Origin of the sequence: Micromonospora sp. NPDC048935 (genome assembly GCF_043197875.1) — a bacterium.
Lineage (GTDB): Bacteria > Actinomycetota > Actinomycetes > Mycobacteriales > Micromonosporaceae > Micromonospora.
In genome coordinates, this window is the sequence record NZ_JBICTZ010000006.1 from 54,121 (window position 1) to 69,355 (window position 15,235).

Consider the following 15,235-nt stretch of genomic DNA (forward strand, 5'->3'; position numbering starts at 1 on the left):
GTCAGGCATCGCGGGGGTCCAGGCCGAGGGCGGCCTTGCCGATCATGTCGCGCAGGGCGCCCAGGTTGGCGCCCATGACGGCGCCGGCGCGGGCGTCGCGGTAGTGGCGCTCAAGGGGGTTGGAGCGCAGGAAGCCGTGCCCGCCGGAGACCTGCATGGCGGTGTCGGCGACGGTGATCGCGGCGTTGTTGCACACGTACTTGGCCATGTTCATCGCCGGCAGCGCGTCGAGAGGGTCGGTGTCGGCGGTGACGGCGGCGTGCAGCAACGTCAGGTACGCGGTGTGCAGGGTGGTGGTCATGTCGGCGATCTGGAAACGCACCCCTTGGTACGCGGCGAGGTTGGCGCCGGTGTTCGCGTGCACGCGACGGGTGACGTGGGCGGTGGCGAAGGTGTTGGCGGCGCGGGCCACCCCCAGGGAGGCGGCTGCGAGCCCGACGACGAGCGCGGGCAGGGCGTGGGCGAGCAGGGGCATGCCGCCGCCGTGCCCGCCAACGCAGGTGCCGGCCGGCACCTGCGCGTCCAGTAGCACCGTGTTGGCGCAGTTGGCGCGCATGCCGAGGGCGTCCCAGGTCTCCTTGACGGTCAGGCCAGGCGTGTCGGCGGGTAGCAGGAACATCGACTGGCTACGGCGGAACTCGGTTTCACCGGAGTGGGTGTTGATCAGGTAGTGGTCGACGTGGCCGGCGCCGGTGCAGAACGCTTTGGTGCCGTGGAGGGTGAACCTGTCGTCGTCGGTGCGAGTGGCCCGCAGCTGGGGTGTGAGCACGTTGCCGCCGGTGCCGGGCTCGGAGAAGCCCCACGCGATCAGCTTGCCGTGGTCGATGACTGATTGCAGAACCTGGTGGGCGGCCGGGTCGTGACTGGCCGCCAGCAGGCGGGTGGCGCCGCAGTGCATGGCGAAGATCAGGGCGGTGGAGCCGCATGCCTCGGCCAGTTCGGCGACGGTGAGGGCGTAGGTGACCAGGTCGGCGCCGAGCCCACCGCGGTCGGCGGGGATGAGCAGGCCGAGCAGGCCGGTGCCGGCCAGGTCGGTGAAGTTCTCCGCGGGGAATTCGCCGGAGCGGTCGTACTGGGTGGCGCGGGGCGCGAGGCAGCGTTGCGCGATGGCGCGGGCCTGGTCGATGAGGTCCTGCTGGCGGGTGGTGAGGGTGAAGTCGACCACGGGTTGCTCCTAGCGTCCGGTGGGAACGGGCACCTGGCCGTGCAGGTGGCGCACGGTGGTGGCGAGGGTGTCCGGGGTGTGCCAGCGGGCGTCGATGATGCGGTAGCCGACGCTCGCGGCGGCGGTGGCGGGTTGGTAGACGGCGTTGCCCCACACGGTCAGGGCGGGCCGTCGGGTGCCGGCGGGCAGGGGCTCTCGGTGACCGTGGTTGAGTTGCCATCGCTGGTGGGTGTGGATGGTGTACGGGGTGTCGCACAGCGGTTGGCAGTTCGGTGGGCCGGTCTGGTGGCGGCGTGCGGTCGGGCAGGATCGGCCGTAGCCGACCGGGACCACGTCGACGAGTTGGCGGACCTGCCAGTGCGGGCCGGCGGGGATGTCGGTGTCGGTGTCCACTTCGACGGCGGTGACGCCGTGTGGCCGCAGGATGCTCAGCAGCGCCTCGTCGAGGGTGGCGGGTGGGGCGACCGAATCGTCCGGGTTCGCGCTGTGGGGGCGGGCGCGGGTGAGACCGAGGCCGGCCACCAGGGTGCAGTCGGTCGGCCGGGTGGCGGCCAGGGCCAGGGCGGTGCCGACGTCGTTGACGGCGATGCTGGTGGGCCCGTCGCCGGCCACCGCGAGCAGCCGGGTCAGGAGCAACTCGGCGGTACGGGGCCAGGCGATCGGGGCGACGACGACCAGGCTGCGTCCGGCGTCCCGGACACGGTCGGCCGCCGTACGCAGCAGGTCGGTGTCGGGAAGTTTGGCCAGGCAGCCCTCCTGGCCGAGGCCGATGGCGTCGGCTGGCAGTGACAGTGCCTCGTCCAGGCGGGCGGGTGTGCTCAGACGGATCTCGACGGTGTGCATGCCGTCCCTCCTAGACGTAGGCCCGTTGTTGCGGGGTGTCGCGGAATCGACAGCGTTGCTGGTCGCACAGCCGCGGCATCCAACCCATCTGCCACATCAGTTCCACCCGGTCGATGGCCTTGATGACCTCGGTGGTGGGTGTTCCGGTGGCGTGGCCCTGCACGGCCCTGCGGTACATCTGGGTGATCTTGGCGTTCTGCCGGAGGTTCGGGCTTTCCCGTCCGGGGATCTGCAGCGCGTCCACGCCCAACTCGATCAGGGCGGGGACGTCGCACAGCGCGCAGTCCGACGCGCCGTCGAGGAACGCGCCCAGGTCCTGCGTCGGATCGCCGTCGCGGTTGCCCGTGTAGCCGGCGCGGCAACCCAGGCCGATGCCGGCGGTGTCGGGTAGTCGGCAGCGGGTGCAGTCCAGGCCGGCACCGGTCTGCACCGGGGTTTCGATCTGCACGCCGTCGAGGTCGCAGAACGCGGCTATCTCCGCCAACGTGAGGGTGTGGGGCAGCACGACGCGCCGCACGCCGTAGGTGTCACGCAGGTGGGCGGCATAGGCGACTGTCGAAACCCCCATCGGCATGCCGGCTACCAGCGGGACCTCGCAGTCGCTGGCCAGCCACGCCACTGCCGGTAGAGCGCCCACCACGACACTGTCGGCGCCGGCTGTCACGCCCTGCTCGACGTGGGCGCGCCACGCCGTCGCGTGCTCGGTCGTGATGACCGGGGCGTCGGCGCAGAAGTGGACGCTCAGGCCCGCGGCGTGTGACGCGGCGATGAGTTCGCCGAGCAGCGCGACACTGGGGACGTGGGTGGGCTCGCCGTCGCGGCGGGCCGGCATCGCGTCGAAGCTGACCGGTACGCCAGCCGGCGGCAGCAACGCCAGGTACACCTCGGTGGCGCCCGCGGCGATCTGCAACTCCAGCATCTTCAGTGACCGCACCGGCGCGTTGAGGCCGACCCGTGCGGCAGGGGGCCGTTTCGGTGTGGGCTGCTGGGCGGCGCTGCGCTCGGCGCAGGGCTGGCCGGCGCGGGGTTCAGTGGGCACCGGCCGCCTCCGCGGGCCGCACGGTCGCGGGACGGCGGTGCCCGGACACCCGCCGCAACTGGTTCACGGCTGCGATCGTGGCGCGGGCGGCGGCGTCGATGTCGGCGTCGGTCGTGGCCGGTCCGAACGAGTACCGCAGCGTGGCGCGGGACCGCTCGTCGCTGATGCCCATGGCGGTCAGCACGTGCGACGGGGAGTCCTGCCCGGCGTGGCACGCGGATCCGGTGGACACGCAGACGCCGTGCGTGTCGAGGATGTCGGCGACGGTGTCGGCGCGGACTCCGGCGAAGGAGACGCTGATGGTCTCGGCCATCACGGGGTCGGTGGCGTTGACGTGCGTGTCGTCGAGGGCGCTGAGGTGCTGTAGCAGGCGCGTGCGCAGGTGCCACCGCTGCTGTCGGTAGGCCGGGTCGTGCAGGCGTGGCGCGGCGACGACCGCGGCGGCGGCCATGCCCAGCACGCCGGGCAGATTCTCGGTGCCGGCGCGACGCCCGTCTTCCTGTCCCCCGCCGCAGACCAGCGGCTCGATGTGGTGCCGCGCGCTGAGCCGTAGTGCGCCGACGCCCTTGGGGCCGCCGAACTTGTGCGCGGAGATGGACACCATGTCGGCGGTCATCGTGTCGATGGGCAGTTTCCCGGCGGTCTGCACGGCGTCGACGTGCATCAGTCTGCCGGCGGCGTGCACCAGCTCGGTGATGTGCTGCACCGGCTGGATGGCGCCGGTTTCGTTGTTGGCGTGCATGACCGAGACGAGAACCGTGTCGTTTCGGATCGCGGCGGCGACGCGTGCGGGGTCGATGTGACCGGATGGTTCCGGGGCCACCACGGTGACGTCCACGCCACGGCGGCGCAGTGCGGCCGCGGATTCCAGTACGGCGGAGTGCTCGATCGCGGTCGTCACGAGGTGCCCCCGCCAGCGCAGCGGCGCGAACGTGCCGCGCATGGCCAGGCTGATGGCCTCGGAGCCGCCACCGGTGAACACCACCTCCGCGGGCGGGCAGCCCAGCAGCGCGGCGACCTGCGCACGGGCGGCGTCCAGGGCCTCGTGGGCGGCCTGCCCAGCCGAATGCCGACTGGACGGGTTGCCGAACAGCAGCAGCCCACGGCCCAGGGCGTCGGCCGCCTCACGGCACAGCGGCGTGGTGGCCGCGTAGTCGAGGTAGATGAACTCCGTCAGATCGTCGGCCGGACATCGGTTGTCATGCAGAGCAGGTGATTGGGTCATCGTCGTTGCTCCCCCGTCGGAAGTTGTCGACCAGGCGGTGCGCGACGTCGGCGCCCAACGCGGCGACGTGGCGCTGATCCGGGGCCAGGCCGCCAGCGAGCTGCTCGATGCGGGCAGCGTCCAGGCCCTGGACGTCGTCGAGTGGCGCGTTGTGGATGGTCGCGGTCAGCAGGCTCGCCACCGCGAGTGAGGCCGAGCAGCCGAACGCCTGGAAACGGATGTCGGTCACCACGTCGTCGCGGACGTGGGCGGTGAGCAGAATCTGGTCACCGCAGACCGGGTTGCCGACGAACGCGCGCACGTCGGCGTCGGTCAGCTCCCCGGCGTTGCGGGGGTTGGTGAAGTGCTCCACGACGGTGGGGCTGAAGCGCGCCACGATGACCGCCTCACTGCCCGGTCAGTGTGCCGTCGGGCACCGCGCATTCGGCGACGATGTCCTTCGACTCGATGAACTTCTCGATGCTGACCGCGCAGCACCCGAGCTCCGCGCCTTGGCGACGACGGCGGAACGTCACGGTCTGCCCGGTGCGTCCGCACGGGCAGCCGGACTCGTCGACCTCGCCGACGTCGTCGGAGAGCAGGAAGCCGGGGTAGGCGGTGTTGAGGGCGTCGAGGATCGCGATGCCGCCGGTCTGCCCGGCGGGCAGCTCCACGGACGCGTCGGTGACGTCGCGGATGGACACGTAGCACCACGGCGGCACGTGCTTGCGGTGGTGCTCACACTCGACGGCGAGCATGTTCGACTCGATCATCCCGTACATGTCGCGGATGCGGTCCGGGGCGACACCGAGGTAACGCTCGATCTTGCCGTCGAAGTCCTCCCGGCTGATCGACTCGCCGGTGTAGCGCTTCCAGCCGCCGAGGGTGATCACCATCGACTCCGGGTCGAGCTTGACCTCGACCTCCTCGAGTTCGAGATAGCGCAGCAGCCGGTTGATGAGAAACGGCGGGCCGACGACGTGCCGGGTCATCTCGCCGTCCCACTTGCGGAGGTACTCCAGCGCCTCCTCCGGGTCGAACGCGTAGTCCTTGACCAGGTAAACGTGGTCGTCGAACACCCCGTTGAGCAGGTTGAACACCTTGACCATGCCCATCTCCGGCGTCTCGGCCGTGGAGGGGCAGAGGAACAGGCCGGCGCCCTTGGACAGGCCGAAGAACTCTCGGTAGGAGCCGAAGATCCCGGTGACGGCGCGGGTGACCGTGGTGGTGTCGCGCCGGGCCACGCTGGGGACTCCGCCGGTGCCGGTGGAGCGGATCTCCAGCTCGATGTCTGTCAGGGGCGCGGTCAGCAGAACGTGCGCGTCGGGCCGCTTGAACATGCTCACCGGCAGCAGCGGGATCTGCGGCAGGTCGGTGCGGCTGGTGACCCGCTCGGGGGTCGTACCGTCGGCGTCACACTGGGCGCGGAAGAACTCGTTGTGGTCGAAGTGGTAGCGGAACGCGTCGCCGAGCACGCCGGTGACGGCCGCCTCCCATTGCCGGTGCGGCAGGCGGTACGCCGCGTGCGGCGCACCGAGCATTGTCGCCAGTTCCATCCCTGATCTCCCCCTGATAAGGCACCCGCAGGCACCCGTTGCCATGACGGTGCGTCACGGCTCCCTTTCGGACCTTGTCGGCCAACGAAGTCAACTATGACGGTAGTACTACTGCGATAGTCAAGCCGATTGGGTCAAGGCGACAGCCGCCGTGACCGACCGGCTGAGAGGTAGCCGCCCGATCGGATTGAGCCTCCGGCAGTCCCGGACACTCCTTTTCGGACGCCCGAACACCGGCGGGCGGGTGACGGCGTGAGCCGCGACGTGCGTCCGCCCCGAGGCAGCTCCAGCGTTCACCCTGGTCGCGGCCGTTTCTGTACGGCAGGCGACAGCGACCTTCGCCCGATGGCCGTAGTGTCATGCCGGTCCACGGTGCTGCTATCGCGGTAGTACTACGGTGGTAGTCAAGGACCGAGGGTGGGCCTATGCTGTTGCCATGATCCGACTCGGTGCGCTCGAGCGGGCAGTCATGAACTGCCTGTGGGCGGCGGACCGTGCGATGACCGTGCGCGAGGTTCACGAGGCACTGCTCGCGGATCGTCAGATCGCTTACACGACAGTTCTGACCACGCTGCAACGCATGGCCCGCAAGGCCCTGCTGCGGCAGTCCCGCGACGAGCGGGCGCACCGCTACAGCGCCACGTCCAGCCGTGCCGACATGTTCGCCGAGCTGCTCGCCGACGCACTGGGGGTCATGGACGGCGAGCCGGGCGCATTCGTACGGTTCGTCGACCAGCTCGACGACGGCGACCGGGCGGCACTACGGGACGCTCTCGATCGCGGCCCAAGGAATCACCAAGACATGTAACGCCTCAACTGCACGCGGCCATGGGGAGGCAAGTGCGTGGGCCCTTTACTGCTGACCATCATCGCTACTGTCTGTGCTCATAAGATCACGATGGGGGTAGCACGGGCGGCATGGGTGCACCGGACACCCTGCGCCGCGGTCGTTCTGTGGGTCGGCACGATGGCAGCCATCCCGGTGAGCGCCGTCGCCGCCCTGCTGATGCTGACCCTCGATCCGCACACCGGGGTTGGCACCAACGCGTGGTCCACCGCGGCGACAGCGGCGGTCAGCGCCGCTCTGCTCCAGGTGAGCTGGCGCGTCGCCACCCGGTTCCTGACCCTCAACCGGGCCGCCCGCCTGCGGCGCCGTCGCCACGAGATGCTGATCGACCTGTTTGGCGTCACCCACCCCGACCTCCCCAGGGTCGACGTCATCCCGGATCAGCGGCCGTTCGCCTACAGCGTGCCGTGCATCGTGTCCGGACGCGTCGTGCTGTCGCAGGGAACGCTCGACTGCCTGGACCAGGCCGCGTTGCGGGCGGTCCTGGCCCACGAACGCGCCCACCTGAACGCACGGCATCACCTGGTGTTGCAGCTCGCGGCCGCCGTGGGGCAGGCATTTCCCCGCTGGCGGGCCGCGGTGGCACTCTCCGCGCGTGTCGCGGACCTGGTGGAGATGGCCGCGGACTGTTACGCCACCAGGCATGTCGGCCGGAAACCGACGATCGCCGCGCTGACCATGTTGGCCGACATGCCGGTGCCGAACGGGGCGCTGGGTGCTGGCGGCCACGCGGTGACGCTTCGGCTGGATCATCTGAGCCGGGAACCCCACTGCTGTCAGACGGGCCGGGCCAAAGGCGTGTTCGTCGGGACCGCGGCCCTGGTGGCACTGTCACCCGCGGTCACGTACCTCAATCAGGTCGTCGACCTGTGCCCCTGGCGGTCGCTGTGAACACCGTCATCGAGGCCGCTCTGGGTCAGCACTACACCAGCCTCACCGCCGACGGGTCGTCCACTCAGGGCGGCACGGAGCTGGTCACCGAACACACCTTCCGCGCCGCCATGGCCGCCCTGCCCACCGGCGTCAGCGTCATCACCACCCCGGACGGGGACGGCGTCTGGGGCATGACCGTCGGCTCGTTGACGTCGCTGTCGTTGCGGCCGCCGCTGCTGCTGGTGTGCCTGCACCGCGGCTCGACCACTCTGGAGCTACTCGCCCACCAGGGCCGATTCGCCGTCAGCGTCCTCGCCGAAGATCAGCACGAGATCGCCAACGCGTTCGCGCGACCCCGGACCCGGGGCACCGCCGCGTCGAGCTGCACCACCGCCGACGGCCTTCCGGTCGTCGCGGGTGCCGTGGCCTGGTTCACCTGCCGCCACCAGCACACCTACGCCAGCGGAGACCACGCGATCGTCATCGGTGCCGTCGAGCATGCCGAGCATCGCCCCGGCGAGCCTCTGCTGCGGCATGCCTCTCGCTACCGCCGTCTGCACTAGTCGCCAATCACCGGAGGACCGCCTCATGGCATACGACGTCCACGTCGAGGAGAGCATCGAGATCACCGCACCCCCTGACCTGGTCTACGACACGATCATCGACGTCACCCGCTGGGGCCGCTTCAGCCCCGAATGCACGGGCGCCACAGTCGTCGAGGAGACCGGCCCACTGCGCGTCGGCAGCAAGTTCTCCGGGCACAACCGACGCGGCCCGGTCCGCCGCTGGACCACCCACTGCACCGTCACCCACGCCGACCCCGCCCGCCGATTCGCCTTCGACAGCAGCGCCATCGGCCTGCGCATCGCGACGTGGAGTTACCACCTGGAGCCCCTCGACGGCGGCAACGGCACCCGGCTCACCGAGGTGTGGCACGACAATCGCGGCAGCCTGATGCGCGCCATCGCGGTGCTTGTCTCCGGCATCCGGGACCGCGCCACCCACAACCGCCAGTCCATGCAGATCACGCTGCGACGGCTCAAGTCCCACCTGGAACACCAACCCGCCTCCCAGCCACACGCGCGACCGGCACGCGACTGACACGCCGATACATCATATGCTGAATTCAGCATATGATGTATCGTGGTGGCGATTGGTCGCGACAGCGTGACCGACTGTCGACATCTGCGGGCGCGCGGCGCACCGAGCGCCGCCGGGAAGTGGAGACGGCTCATGCCGAGAACGTCGCAACGACAGAGATGGTGGGCGCTCGGGGCGCTGACGTTGTCCGTGCTCACCATCGGCTTCGACATCACCATCATGAACGTCGCCCTGCCGACGATGGCAACGGAACTGGGCGCGGGCACCGACGCACTACAGTGGATCGTCAACTCCTACATCCTGCTGTTCGCCGGTCTCATGCTGCCCGTCGGCGCGATCGCCGACCGATTCGGACGCCGCAGGTTGCTGCTGATCGGTCTCGCGATCTTCGCCGCGGCGTCGTTGGCCGCGGCGTGGGCCGACACCTCCGGCCAGGTCGTGGCCGCCCGCGCCGTGCTGGGTGCGGGAGCGGCAGTCATCATGCCCACCACGCTGGCCACCATCGCGGTGTTGTTCGCGCCCGCCGAGCGGGGAAAGGCGCTGTCCATCGTCGTCATGGGCATGGGCGCGGGCATCCCACTGGGCCCGATCATCGGCGGCTACCTGCTCAACCACTTCTGGTGGGGTTCGATCTTCCTGGTCAATGTCCCGATCATCGCCGCCGCGATGATCGCCATCGCCCTCCTCATGCCGGAGTCGCGCGATCCCTCGCCATCGCGACCCGACCTGCTCGGAGGGTTGCTGTCCAGCACCGGACTGCTGTCCCTGGTCTACGCCGCGATCGAGGCGCCAGATCGCGGCTGGGGTGATCCCCTGATCCTCGGCGGTTTCGCCGTCGCGCTGGCGTTGCTCGCGGCCTTCGTCTGGTGGGAGCTACGCACCCCGGCCCCGATGATCGACTTGCAGCTGTTCCGGGGACGTCAGTTCACCTGGGGAAACATCAATGCCACGGTCGTCAGCTTCGCCCTGTTCGGTCTGCTGTTCGTCGTGCCGTTGTATCTGCAGTTCGTGCTCGGCTACGACGCCCTCGACACGGGGCTGCGGCTGTTGCCGCTGATCGGCGGCTTCGTCGTCGGCGTCGGTGGGGGCACCCGCATCGCCGGACGCATCGGCCACAAGATCCCCATCGCCGCCGGCCTGCTGATCACCGCCACGGGTCTGGCGATCGGCTCGACGACGGACACCGCAAGCGGGTTCGGCTTCGCCGCCGTCTGGTACGCGATCACCGGACTCGGTATCGGGTCGGCGCTCACCCCGTCCATGGACGCGGTGCTGGCGGTCCTGCCCCCGGAACGCGCCGGCTCCGGCACGGCCATCACGATGACGCTGCGCCAGGCCGGCGGTGCGCTGGGCGTGGCCGTGCTCGGCAGCCTCCTGTCGCAGGTCTACCTCGACCGGCTCGACGTCAGCGGCCTACCCGCGCAGGCAGCGGACGTCGCACGCGACTCGATCGCCGGCGCGGTCGGCGTGGCCGCCCGCGTCGGCAATCCGGCGCTGGCCAGCAGCGCCCAGAGCGCCTACATCGAGGGCATGCAGCTCATTCTGCTCGTGTGCGCCGCCATCGCCGTGGTCGGAGCCGTCCTGACGGTCATCTTCATGCCCGGACGGACCGCGCCGCGCACCGACGCCGAGCCGATCGCACCCAGGGACGTGGACCGGGAGCCCACCGCCCTCAACTAACAGCAGGGGGCCTCCGGAGGTGTCGAGGCCCCCTGCGCCGTCGGCACGTGAGCCCACTGGTGGTGATCGACGGGGCACCGACCGCTGCCGGCGAGACGCTCGCCAGCCTCGATTCCGCCGTTCAGGGGTGAGTGGGGTGTTCGTGATCGACGTGGCCTGCCGGTTCGAGCTGGAACGTGGAGTGTTCGACGTCGAAGTGCCCGGCCAGGCAGGTCTGCAGGGCGTCGAGCAGTTGTGGGGCGTGGCCGTCGTGGAAGCAGGAGTCGTCGACGACGACGTGCGCGGTGAGAACCGGCAGGCCCGAGGTCACGGTGTGTACGTGCAGGTCGTGCACGCCCAGGACGTGGTCGACGTCGGTGATGTGCTGGCGGATCTGTTCGAGGTCGGCCTCGGCGGGGGCGGCTTCGAGCAGGATGTTGACCGCGTCGCGCAGCAGCCGCAGCGCACGGGGGGCGATGACGAGGCCGATGAGCAGGGACACCATCGCGTCGGCGCGGGTGAAGCCGGTCAGCGCGATGACCGCGGCGGCGGCGAGGACGCCGACGGAGGTGGCGGTGTCGGTGGCGACCTCAAGAAACGCGCCGCGCATGTTGAGGCTCGCGTCGCGGGCCCGGTAGAGCAACGCCACCCCGACGAGGTTGCCGACCAGACCGATCGCGGCGAAGACGGCCATGCCGCCGGGTCGCACGTCGACCGGTTCGAACAGACGCCGGACGCCCTCGACGAAGACATAGACGCCCATCCCGGCCAGGATCAGGCCGTTGACGGCGGCGGCGAGGATCTCCGCCCGCGCCCAGCCGAAGGTGCGCCGCCCGGTCGCCGGGCGGGCGGCGAGCATGGCCGCGCCGAGAGCGAGGGCGACGCCGCCGGCGTCGGCCAGCACATGACCGGCGTCGGCGAGCAGCGCGAGGCTGCCGGTGAGGACCGCACCGACGACTTCAGCCGCAAAGATCAACACCGACACCATGAGTACGCCGGCCAGGGCTCGGCGGTGCTGCCCGGTCGCCGTCACCTGGTGGTCGTGGCCGTGGTCGTGGCCCATCAGCGGGCCTCCCTCGCCGTGTCGGCACCGTCGCGCTGGGCGATCGGATCGGAAATCATGCTCACATGCGCATACTACGATAATTGGTTCGAGGCACGTCAAGGCTCATCACCCAAACAGTTCAGCATTATGTTTATTCATCAAGCGATGTACTGTTGGTTGGTGGAGACTCTGACGCACGGGCAGGTCCTCGCCCGCTTCGGTCACGCCCTGTCCGACCCGGTCCGCGCCCGGCTCCTGCTCGCTCTGCGCGAGGGGCCCGGCTACCCGGCGGACCTCGCCGACCTGCTGGGCACGAGTCGGCAGAACCTGTCCAACCACCTGGCGTGCCTGCGAGGCTGCGGCCTCGTCGTCGCGGTGCCAGAAGGCCGACGCAGCCGCTACGAACTGGCCGACCCCCGACTCGCGCACGCCCTCGGAGACCTCCTCGGCCTGGTCCTGGCCGTCGATCCGGCCGCCTGCCCGGCCGCCGAGTCCGAGGGCTGCTGCTGATGAACGCGCCAACCCCGCTGGTGTCGATTGGCCCGGCACCGGCCCGCCGCTCGCTCCTGATCCGGCGGGTGCGTCTCCTCGTCGCCGCGACGATCACCTACAACGTCGTCGAGGCGATCGTGGCGATCACCGCTGGCAGGATGGCCTCCTCGACCGCGCTGATCGGGTTCGGGCTCGACTCCGTCATCGAGGTGGCCTCCGCCGCCGCCGTCGCCTGGCAGTTCTCCGGCCCCGATCACCAACGCCGGGAACGCGCCGCGCTGCGTGTCATCGCGTTGTCGTTCTTCGCCCTCGCCGCGTACGTGTCAGTCGAATCGGTGGGCGCGCTCGTCGGCGCGGACCGCGCGGAGCACTCCACGATCGGCCTGGTCCTGGCCGCGGTGTCCCTGGCGGTGATGCCGGTGCTGTCGGCCGCGCAACGCCACGCCGGACGCGAGCTCGGCTCGGCGTCGGCCGTCGCGGACTCCAAACAGACCCTGCTGTGCACGTACCTCTCGGCGGTGCTGTTGGTCGGGCTGGCGGTCAACTCGCTGTTCGGCTGGTGGTGGGCCGACCCCGCCGCCGCGTTGATCATCGCCGCGGTCGCGGTGAAGGAAGGCCGCGAAGCCTGGCGTGGCGACAACTGCTGCGCCCCCGGCGCCGCCCTGCGCTCCCCCGCCTCGGGCGGCGCCGCCAACGGGTGCTGCACCACCGACAACCGCTGATTGGACCTACGGGACGACCGCGCACCGGTGCGGCGGGACCGGTGGGTGTGTGGTGGGTCGGGTGCCGGTTATTCCTCGGCACTGCCTCGACTGTGCACCACCAACTCGTCGATCTCCAACCGGCCGACACGCAGCTCCCGCACAACCGCCCGGCGGATCGCCAGCCGCCCGATGACCAGCGCCCCCACGGCCACGGCCCCGACCGCCAGCGCCCCCACGGCGAGGGCACCGAACGACGCCGCCCCCGCGGCCCGCGCGCCCGTCGCCACCGCACCCGTCGCCACCGCACCATCGGCGCGCGTCCCGGTCATCCGCATCAGGCGTACCTCTCGCTTCATCCCCCCATTGTCCGCGTACCGCCGGCCGCCCGCTGCCCACCCACCACGACGCCCTGTCCCCCGTACCGTCCGCCCCGGTCACACCCGCCATGGGACGGCGCGCCCAGGCGTCAGCTGCTGAGTCAGCCGGTCCAGGCCGCTTGCGTCGGTGAGCAGATCGGCCGCGTACCCGTCCGCGCAGCGACCCTCGTACATCACAGGGCCACGTCAGGCAGTCCCGCCCCGACCGGCAACCAGGACGGAATCTCGGTGTCACCGGGGCACGGCGGTGGCTACCGTACGCGGATGAGCACTGTCTCGATGGCCGGGTTGCGGCTGCGGTTCTACCGTGACCCGGGCGAGTTCCTGGCCGCCGCGGGTGACTACCTGGGCGCCGATCCGGTCGTCAGCACGGTCGTCACCTCCATCGCGCACCGGCTGCTGTCGCAACGGGCCGAGGGGATCGGGCAGCCCGACCGCAACTGGTGGCTGGTGGTCAGCGACGACTCCGGCACGGTGGTCGGTGCCGGGATGCGCACGGCGCCATACTCGCCCTACCCGCCGTTCCTGCTGCCCATGCCCGACGAGGCGGCCGTCGCGCTGGCCCACGCGCTGCACCAGCGCGAGGAGGAGGTCCTCGGGGTCAACGGGGCCCTGCCCGCCGCTGACCTGTGCGCCACCGAGCTGACCCGGCTCGGCGGTGGTCGAGTCCAGGTCACCCAGCACACCCGGCTGCACGAGCTCGGCGAGCTGGCGTGGCCGCCACCGGTGCCGGGCGGCCTGGTGGTCGCGACCGAGGCCGACGTGGCACTGGTCACCGAGTGGTGCACCGCGTTCATGGGCGACGCCGACGAACAGGCGGGCCGCCCGCGCGGCACCAGTGCACGCGATGTGCCCGACCACGCGGAGCTGCTGCGCCGTATCCGCAGTGGACGACTCTGGTTCTGGGTCGACGAGACCGGCGAGCCGGTGCACCTCACCGGGGCCAACCCACCGTCGTTCGGGGTGGCCCGGATAGGCCCGGTGTACACGCCGCCGGCCCAGCGCGGACGCGGTTGGGCCAGCAACGCGGTCGCCGAGGTGTCCCGGCGGATCCGGGCCGAGGGCGCGCGGGCCTGCCTGTTCACCGACCAGGCCAACCCGACCTCGAACAAGATCTACGCCACCCTCGGCTACCGGCCGGTCGTCGACATGGCCAACCTGGTCATCGTCCGCTGACGGCGTAGGCCGGTAAGGTCGCCCGCCGATCAGGACCGCCAGCATCGTCGTCGCCACGGTGACACCCGCCTGGATCAGACTCACCGGCACCACCGCCCGTCGTCACCCCGCTCCGGCAGTCGCGCGACAGCTGTCACCCTCTCCGTACGTGTCGTGCACGGCGAGTTGGTCAAACCTGACCCGTGCGGTCTTCGGCGCGGCGTTCCCGCTGGTCCGCACCTTGAGAGTGGCTGTCGGGCTGGGAGTGTCCTCGACGATGACCACGTCCGGCACACCGGCCGGCAGGTCGGCCGGCCATCCCGCGTCGTCGGTCGGCTCACTGGTCAGGAGGCGCGCGGCACGTCCGCTCAGACCCGTCTCGGTGGCCCGCACTGGCCGCCACCCTGTCAACGCCTGTCCGGTCGGCCGTTCGACGGGCACCCACGGCGGCGCGGCCGTGGCCGGCGGGTGCTCGGCTGCCGTCCGGTCGCCGGCAGGGCCTGGGCCGGTCACTGACCGATCCACATGTGCAGGAGGTCTTCTTCGTCCACGACGCGACGCTCGGAGATCTCGGCGAGCAGTTCCAGATGGACGGGTCCGTCGAAGATCTCCGCCCGATCGGGACGCAGCGCCCCGCCGAGACCCAGCGCCGGGACAAATCCGTAGATGGTGTCGGGGCCCACCGGGCCACGCAGTGCGAGTATCCGTTCGAACAACGGCTCCTGGTCAGCGCCGCGGAGGTCGACACTGCGGCGGTCCTGGCACATCAACAGCGCGTACAGCAGGTCGTTGCGGGCCTCGTCGGACAGCTCGCGGCCGGACCGATTGGAAGGGACCACCCACCCGTACTGCGCAGTGATCGTCAACCGCGAACCCGTCTGCTGCCCCCACACCCCCACATCGCCGAACGCACTGCGGCTCACCGCAATCCATCGATCTTCTCTCGGTAGCACGAGGCCGTCTGTCCATGCGTCGACCGCCGGCTGCCACACGTCCGGATCACACAACCAGAACGATCCGTCAGCGAAGCCGGCGAATCCGTACTCTCGCCAATACGCCAGCAGCAGATCGGGCACTGCACCCGCATACTGAGCCAGCCGATCAGCGCCGACCGGCTCGGAACGGGTTGGAGGTCCCCAGATCTCGGCCAATTCCGCTACGTCAACATGCACCAT

General features: G+C 70.5%; 18 protein-coding genes. 8 read left to right on the top strand and 10 right to left on the bottom strand.

Going from position 1 to position 15,235, the window contains the following annotated elements; translation table 11 throughout:
- Position 1: 1 nt before the first annotated feature.
- From ACGFIW_RS18125 to ACGFIW_RS18150, 6 genes are read right to left on the bottom strand one after another with little or no spacing between them, the layout of a single operon-like run.
- On the bottom strand, positions 2 to 1,165 hold the full coding sequence (locus tag ACGFIW_RS18125) for an acyl-CoA dehydrogenase family protein (RefSeq protein ID WP_393316628.1): 1,164 nt from the start codon (positions 1,163 to 1,165) through the stop codon (positions 2 to 4).
- Between the two features lie 9 nt (positions 1,166 to 1,174).
- Entirely contained in the window at positions 1,175 to 2,008 is an 834-nt protein-coding gene (locus ACGFIW_RS18130) for a hypothetical protein (RefSeq protein ID WP_393316630.1), read from the bottom strand.
- 10 nt (positions 2,009 to 2,018) lie between these two features.
- Complete coding sequence (locus ACGFIW_RS18135; RefSeq protein WP_393316633.1) at positions 2,019 to 3,047, bottom strand: U32 family peptidase; 1,029 nt, start codon at positions 3,045 to 3,047, stop codon at positions 2,019 to 2,021.
- Entirely contained in the window at positions 3,037 to 4,272 is a 1,236-nt protein-coding gene (locus tag ACGFIW_RS18140; RefSeq protein ID WP_393316636.1) for a cysteine desulfurase family protein, read from the bottom strand. The genes ACGFIW_RS18135 and ACGFIW_RS18140 overlap by 11 nt, the downstream gene beginning before the upstream one ends.
- A complete protein-coding gene (locus tag ACGFIW_RS18145) occupies positions 4,247 to 4,648 on the bottom strand; it encodes an iron-sulfur cluster assembly scaffold protein (RefSeq protein ID WP_393316638.1) in 402 nt (133 codons plus the stop codon). Before ACGFIW_RS18145 ends, ACGFIW_RS18140 begins: the two co-directional genes overlap by 26 nt.
- Positions 4,649 to 4,658: 10 nt before the next feature.
- Positions 4,659 to 5,807, bottom strand: coding sequence for a hypothetical protein (locus ACGFIW_RS18150; protein ID WP_393316641.1), 1,149 nt, complete (start codon positions 5,805 to 5,807; stop codon positions 4,659 to 4,661).
- Between the two features lie 436 nt (positions 5,808 to 6,243).
- On the opposite strand from ACGFIW_RS18150, the gene ACGFIW_RS18155 reads away from it, so the two are divergent.
- The 5 genes from ACGFIW_RS18155 to ACGFIW_RS18175 all read left to right on the top strand — a co-directional run bounded on the left by ACGFIW_RS18155 (position 6,244) and on the right by ACGFIW_RS18175 (position 10,308).
- On the top strand, positions 6,244 to 6,615 hold the full coding sequence (locus ACGFIW_RS18155; protein ID WP_393316644.1) for a BlaI/MecI/CopY family transcriptional regulator: 372 nt from the start codon (positions 6,244 to 6,246) through the stop codon (positions 6,613 to 6,615).
- 159 nt (positions 6,616 to 6,774) lie between these two features.
- Positions 6,775 to 7,545, top strand: a complete 771-nt coding sequence (locus ACGFIW_RS18160) for a M56 family metallopeptidase (protein ID WP_393316647.1) — start codon at positions 6,775 to 6,777, stop codon at positions 7,543 to 7,545.
- The gene (locus ACGFIW_RS18165) at positions 7,542 to 8,090 is read left to right on the top strand and encodes a flavin reductase family protein (protein ID WP_393316650.1); all 549 of its coding nucleotides are present in this window, start codon (positions 7,542 to 7,544) and stop codon (positions 8,088 to 8,090) included. Before ACGFIW_RS18160 ends, ACGFIW_RS18165 begins: the two co-directional genes overlap by 4 nt.
- Before the next feature lie 25 nt (positions 8,091 to 8,115).
- Entirely contained in the window at positions 8,116 to 8,628 is a 513-nt protein-coding gene (locus tag ACGFIW_RS18170) for an SRPBCC family protein (protein WP_393316652.1), read from the top strand.
- Between the two features lie 132 nt (positions 8,629 to 8,760).
- Complete coding sequence (locus tag ACGFIW_RS18175) at positions 8,761 to 10,308, top strand: MFS transporter (RefSeq protein WP_393316654.1); 1,548 nt, start codon at positions 8,761 to 8,763, stop codon at positions 10,306 to 10,308.
- A 121-nt stretch (positions 10,309 to 10,429) separates the two neighbouring features.
- On the opposite strand, the gene ACGFIW_RS18180 is transcribed toward ACGFIW_RS18175, so the two are convergent.
- Positions 10,430 to 11,350 (bottom strand): cation diffusion facilitator family transporter, encoded by a 921-nt coding sequence (locus ACGFIW_RS18180; protein WP_393316656.1) that lies wholly within the window; start codon positions 11,348 to 11,350, stop codon positions 10,430 to 10,432.
- A gap of 147 nt (positions 11,351 to 11,497) precedes the next feature.
- On the opposite strand from ACGFIW_RS18180, the gene ACGFIW_RS18185 reads away from it, so the two are divergent.
- Entirely contained in the window at positions 11,498 to 11,842 is a 345-nt protein-coding gene (locus ACGFIW_RS18185) for an ArsR/SmtB family transcription factor (protein ID WP_393316658.1), read from the top strand.
- The gene (locus ACGFIW_RS18190) at positions 11,842 to 12,546 is read left to right on the top strand and encodes a cation transporter (RefSeq protein WP_393316660.1); all 705 of its coding nucleotides are present in this window, start codon (positions 11,842 to 11,844) and stop codon (positions 12,544 to 12,546) included. The genes ACGFIW_RS18185 and ACGFIW_RS18190 overlap by 1 nt, the downstream gene beginning before the upstream one ends.
- A gap of 68 nt (positions 12,547 to 12,614) precedes the next feature.
- On the opposite strand, the gene ACGFIW_RS18195 is transcribed toward ACGFIW_RS18190, so the two are convergent.
- Positions 12,615 to 12,884 carry a hypothetical protein gene (locus ACGFIW_RS18195; protein WP_393316662.1) on the bottom strand — a complete coding sequence of 90 codons (270 nt, stop codon included), beginning with the start codon at positions 12,882 to 12,884 and terminating at the stop codon, positions 12,615 to 12,617.
- 285 nt (positions 12,885 to 13,169) lie between these two features.
- Between ACGFIW_RS18195 and ACGFIW_RS18200 the strand changes: the two genes are divergently transcribed.
- Complete coding sequence (locus ACGFIW_RS18200) at positions 13,170 to 14,081, top strand: GNAT family N-acetyltransferase (protein WP_393316664.1); 912 nt, start codon at positions 13,170 to 13,172, stop codon at positions 14,079 to 14,081.
- Positions 14,082 to 14,183: 102 nt separating this feature from the next.
- On the opposite strand, the gene ACGFIW_RS18205 is transcribed toward ACGFIW_RS18200, so the two are convergent.
- A complete protein-coding gene (locus tag ACGFIW_RS18205; protein ID WP_393316666.1) occupies positions 14,184 to 14,453 on the bottom strand; it encodes a hypothetical protein in 270 nt (89 codons plus the stop codon).
- Between the two features lie 116 nt (positions 14,454 to 14,569).
- Positions 14,570 to 15,235: a GAD-like domain-containing protein gene (locus tag ACGFIW_RS18210; RefSeq protein ID WP_393316668.1), complete on the bottom strand. Its 666-nt coding sequence runs from the start codon at positions 15,233 to 15,235 to the stop codon at positions 14,570 to 14,572.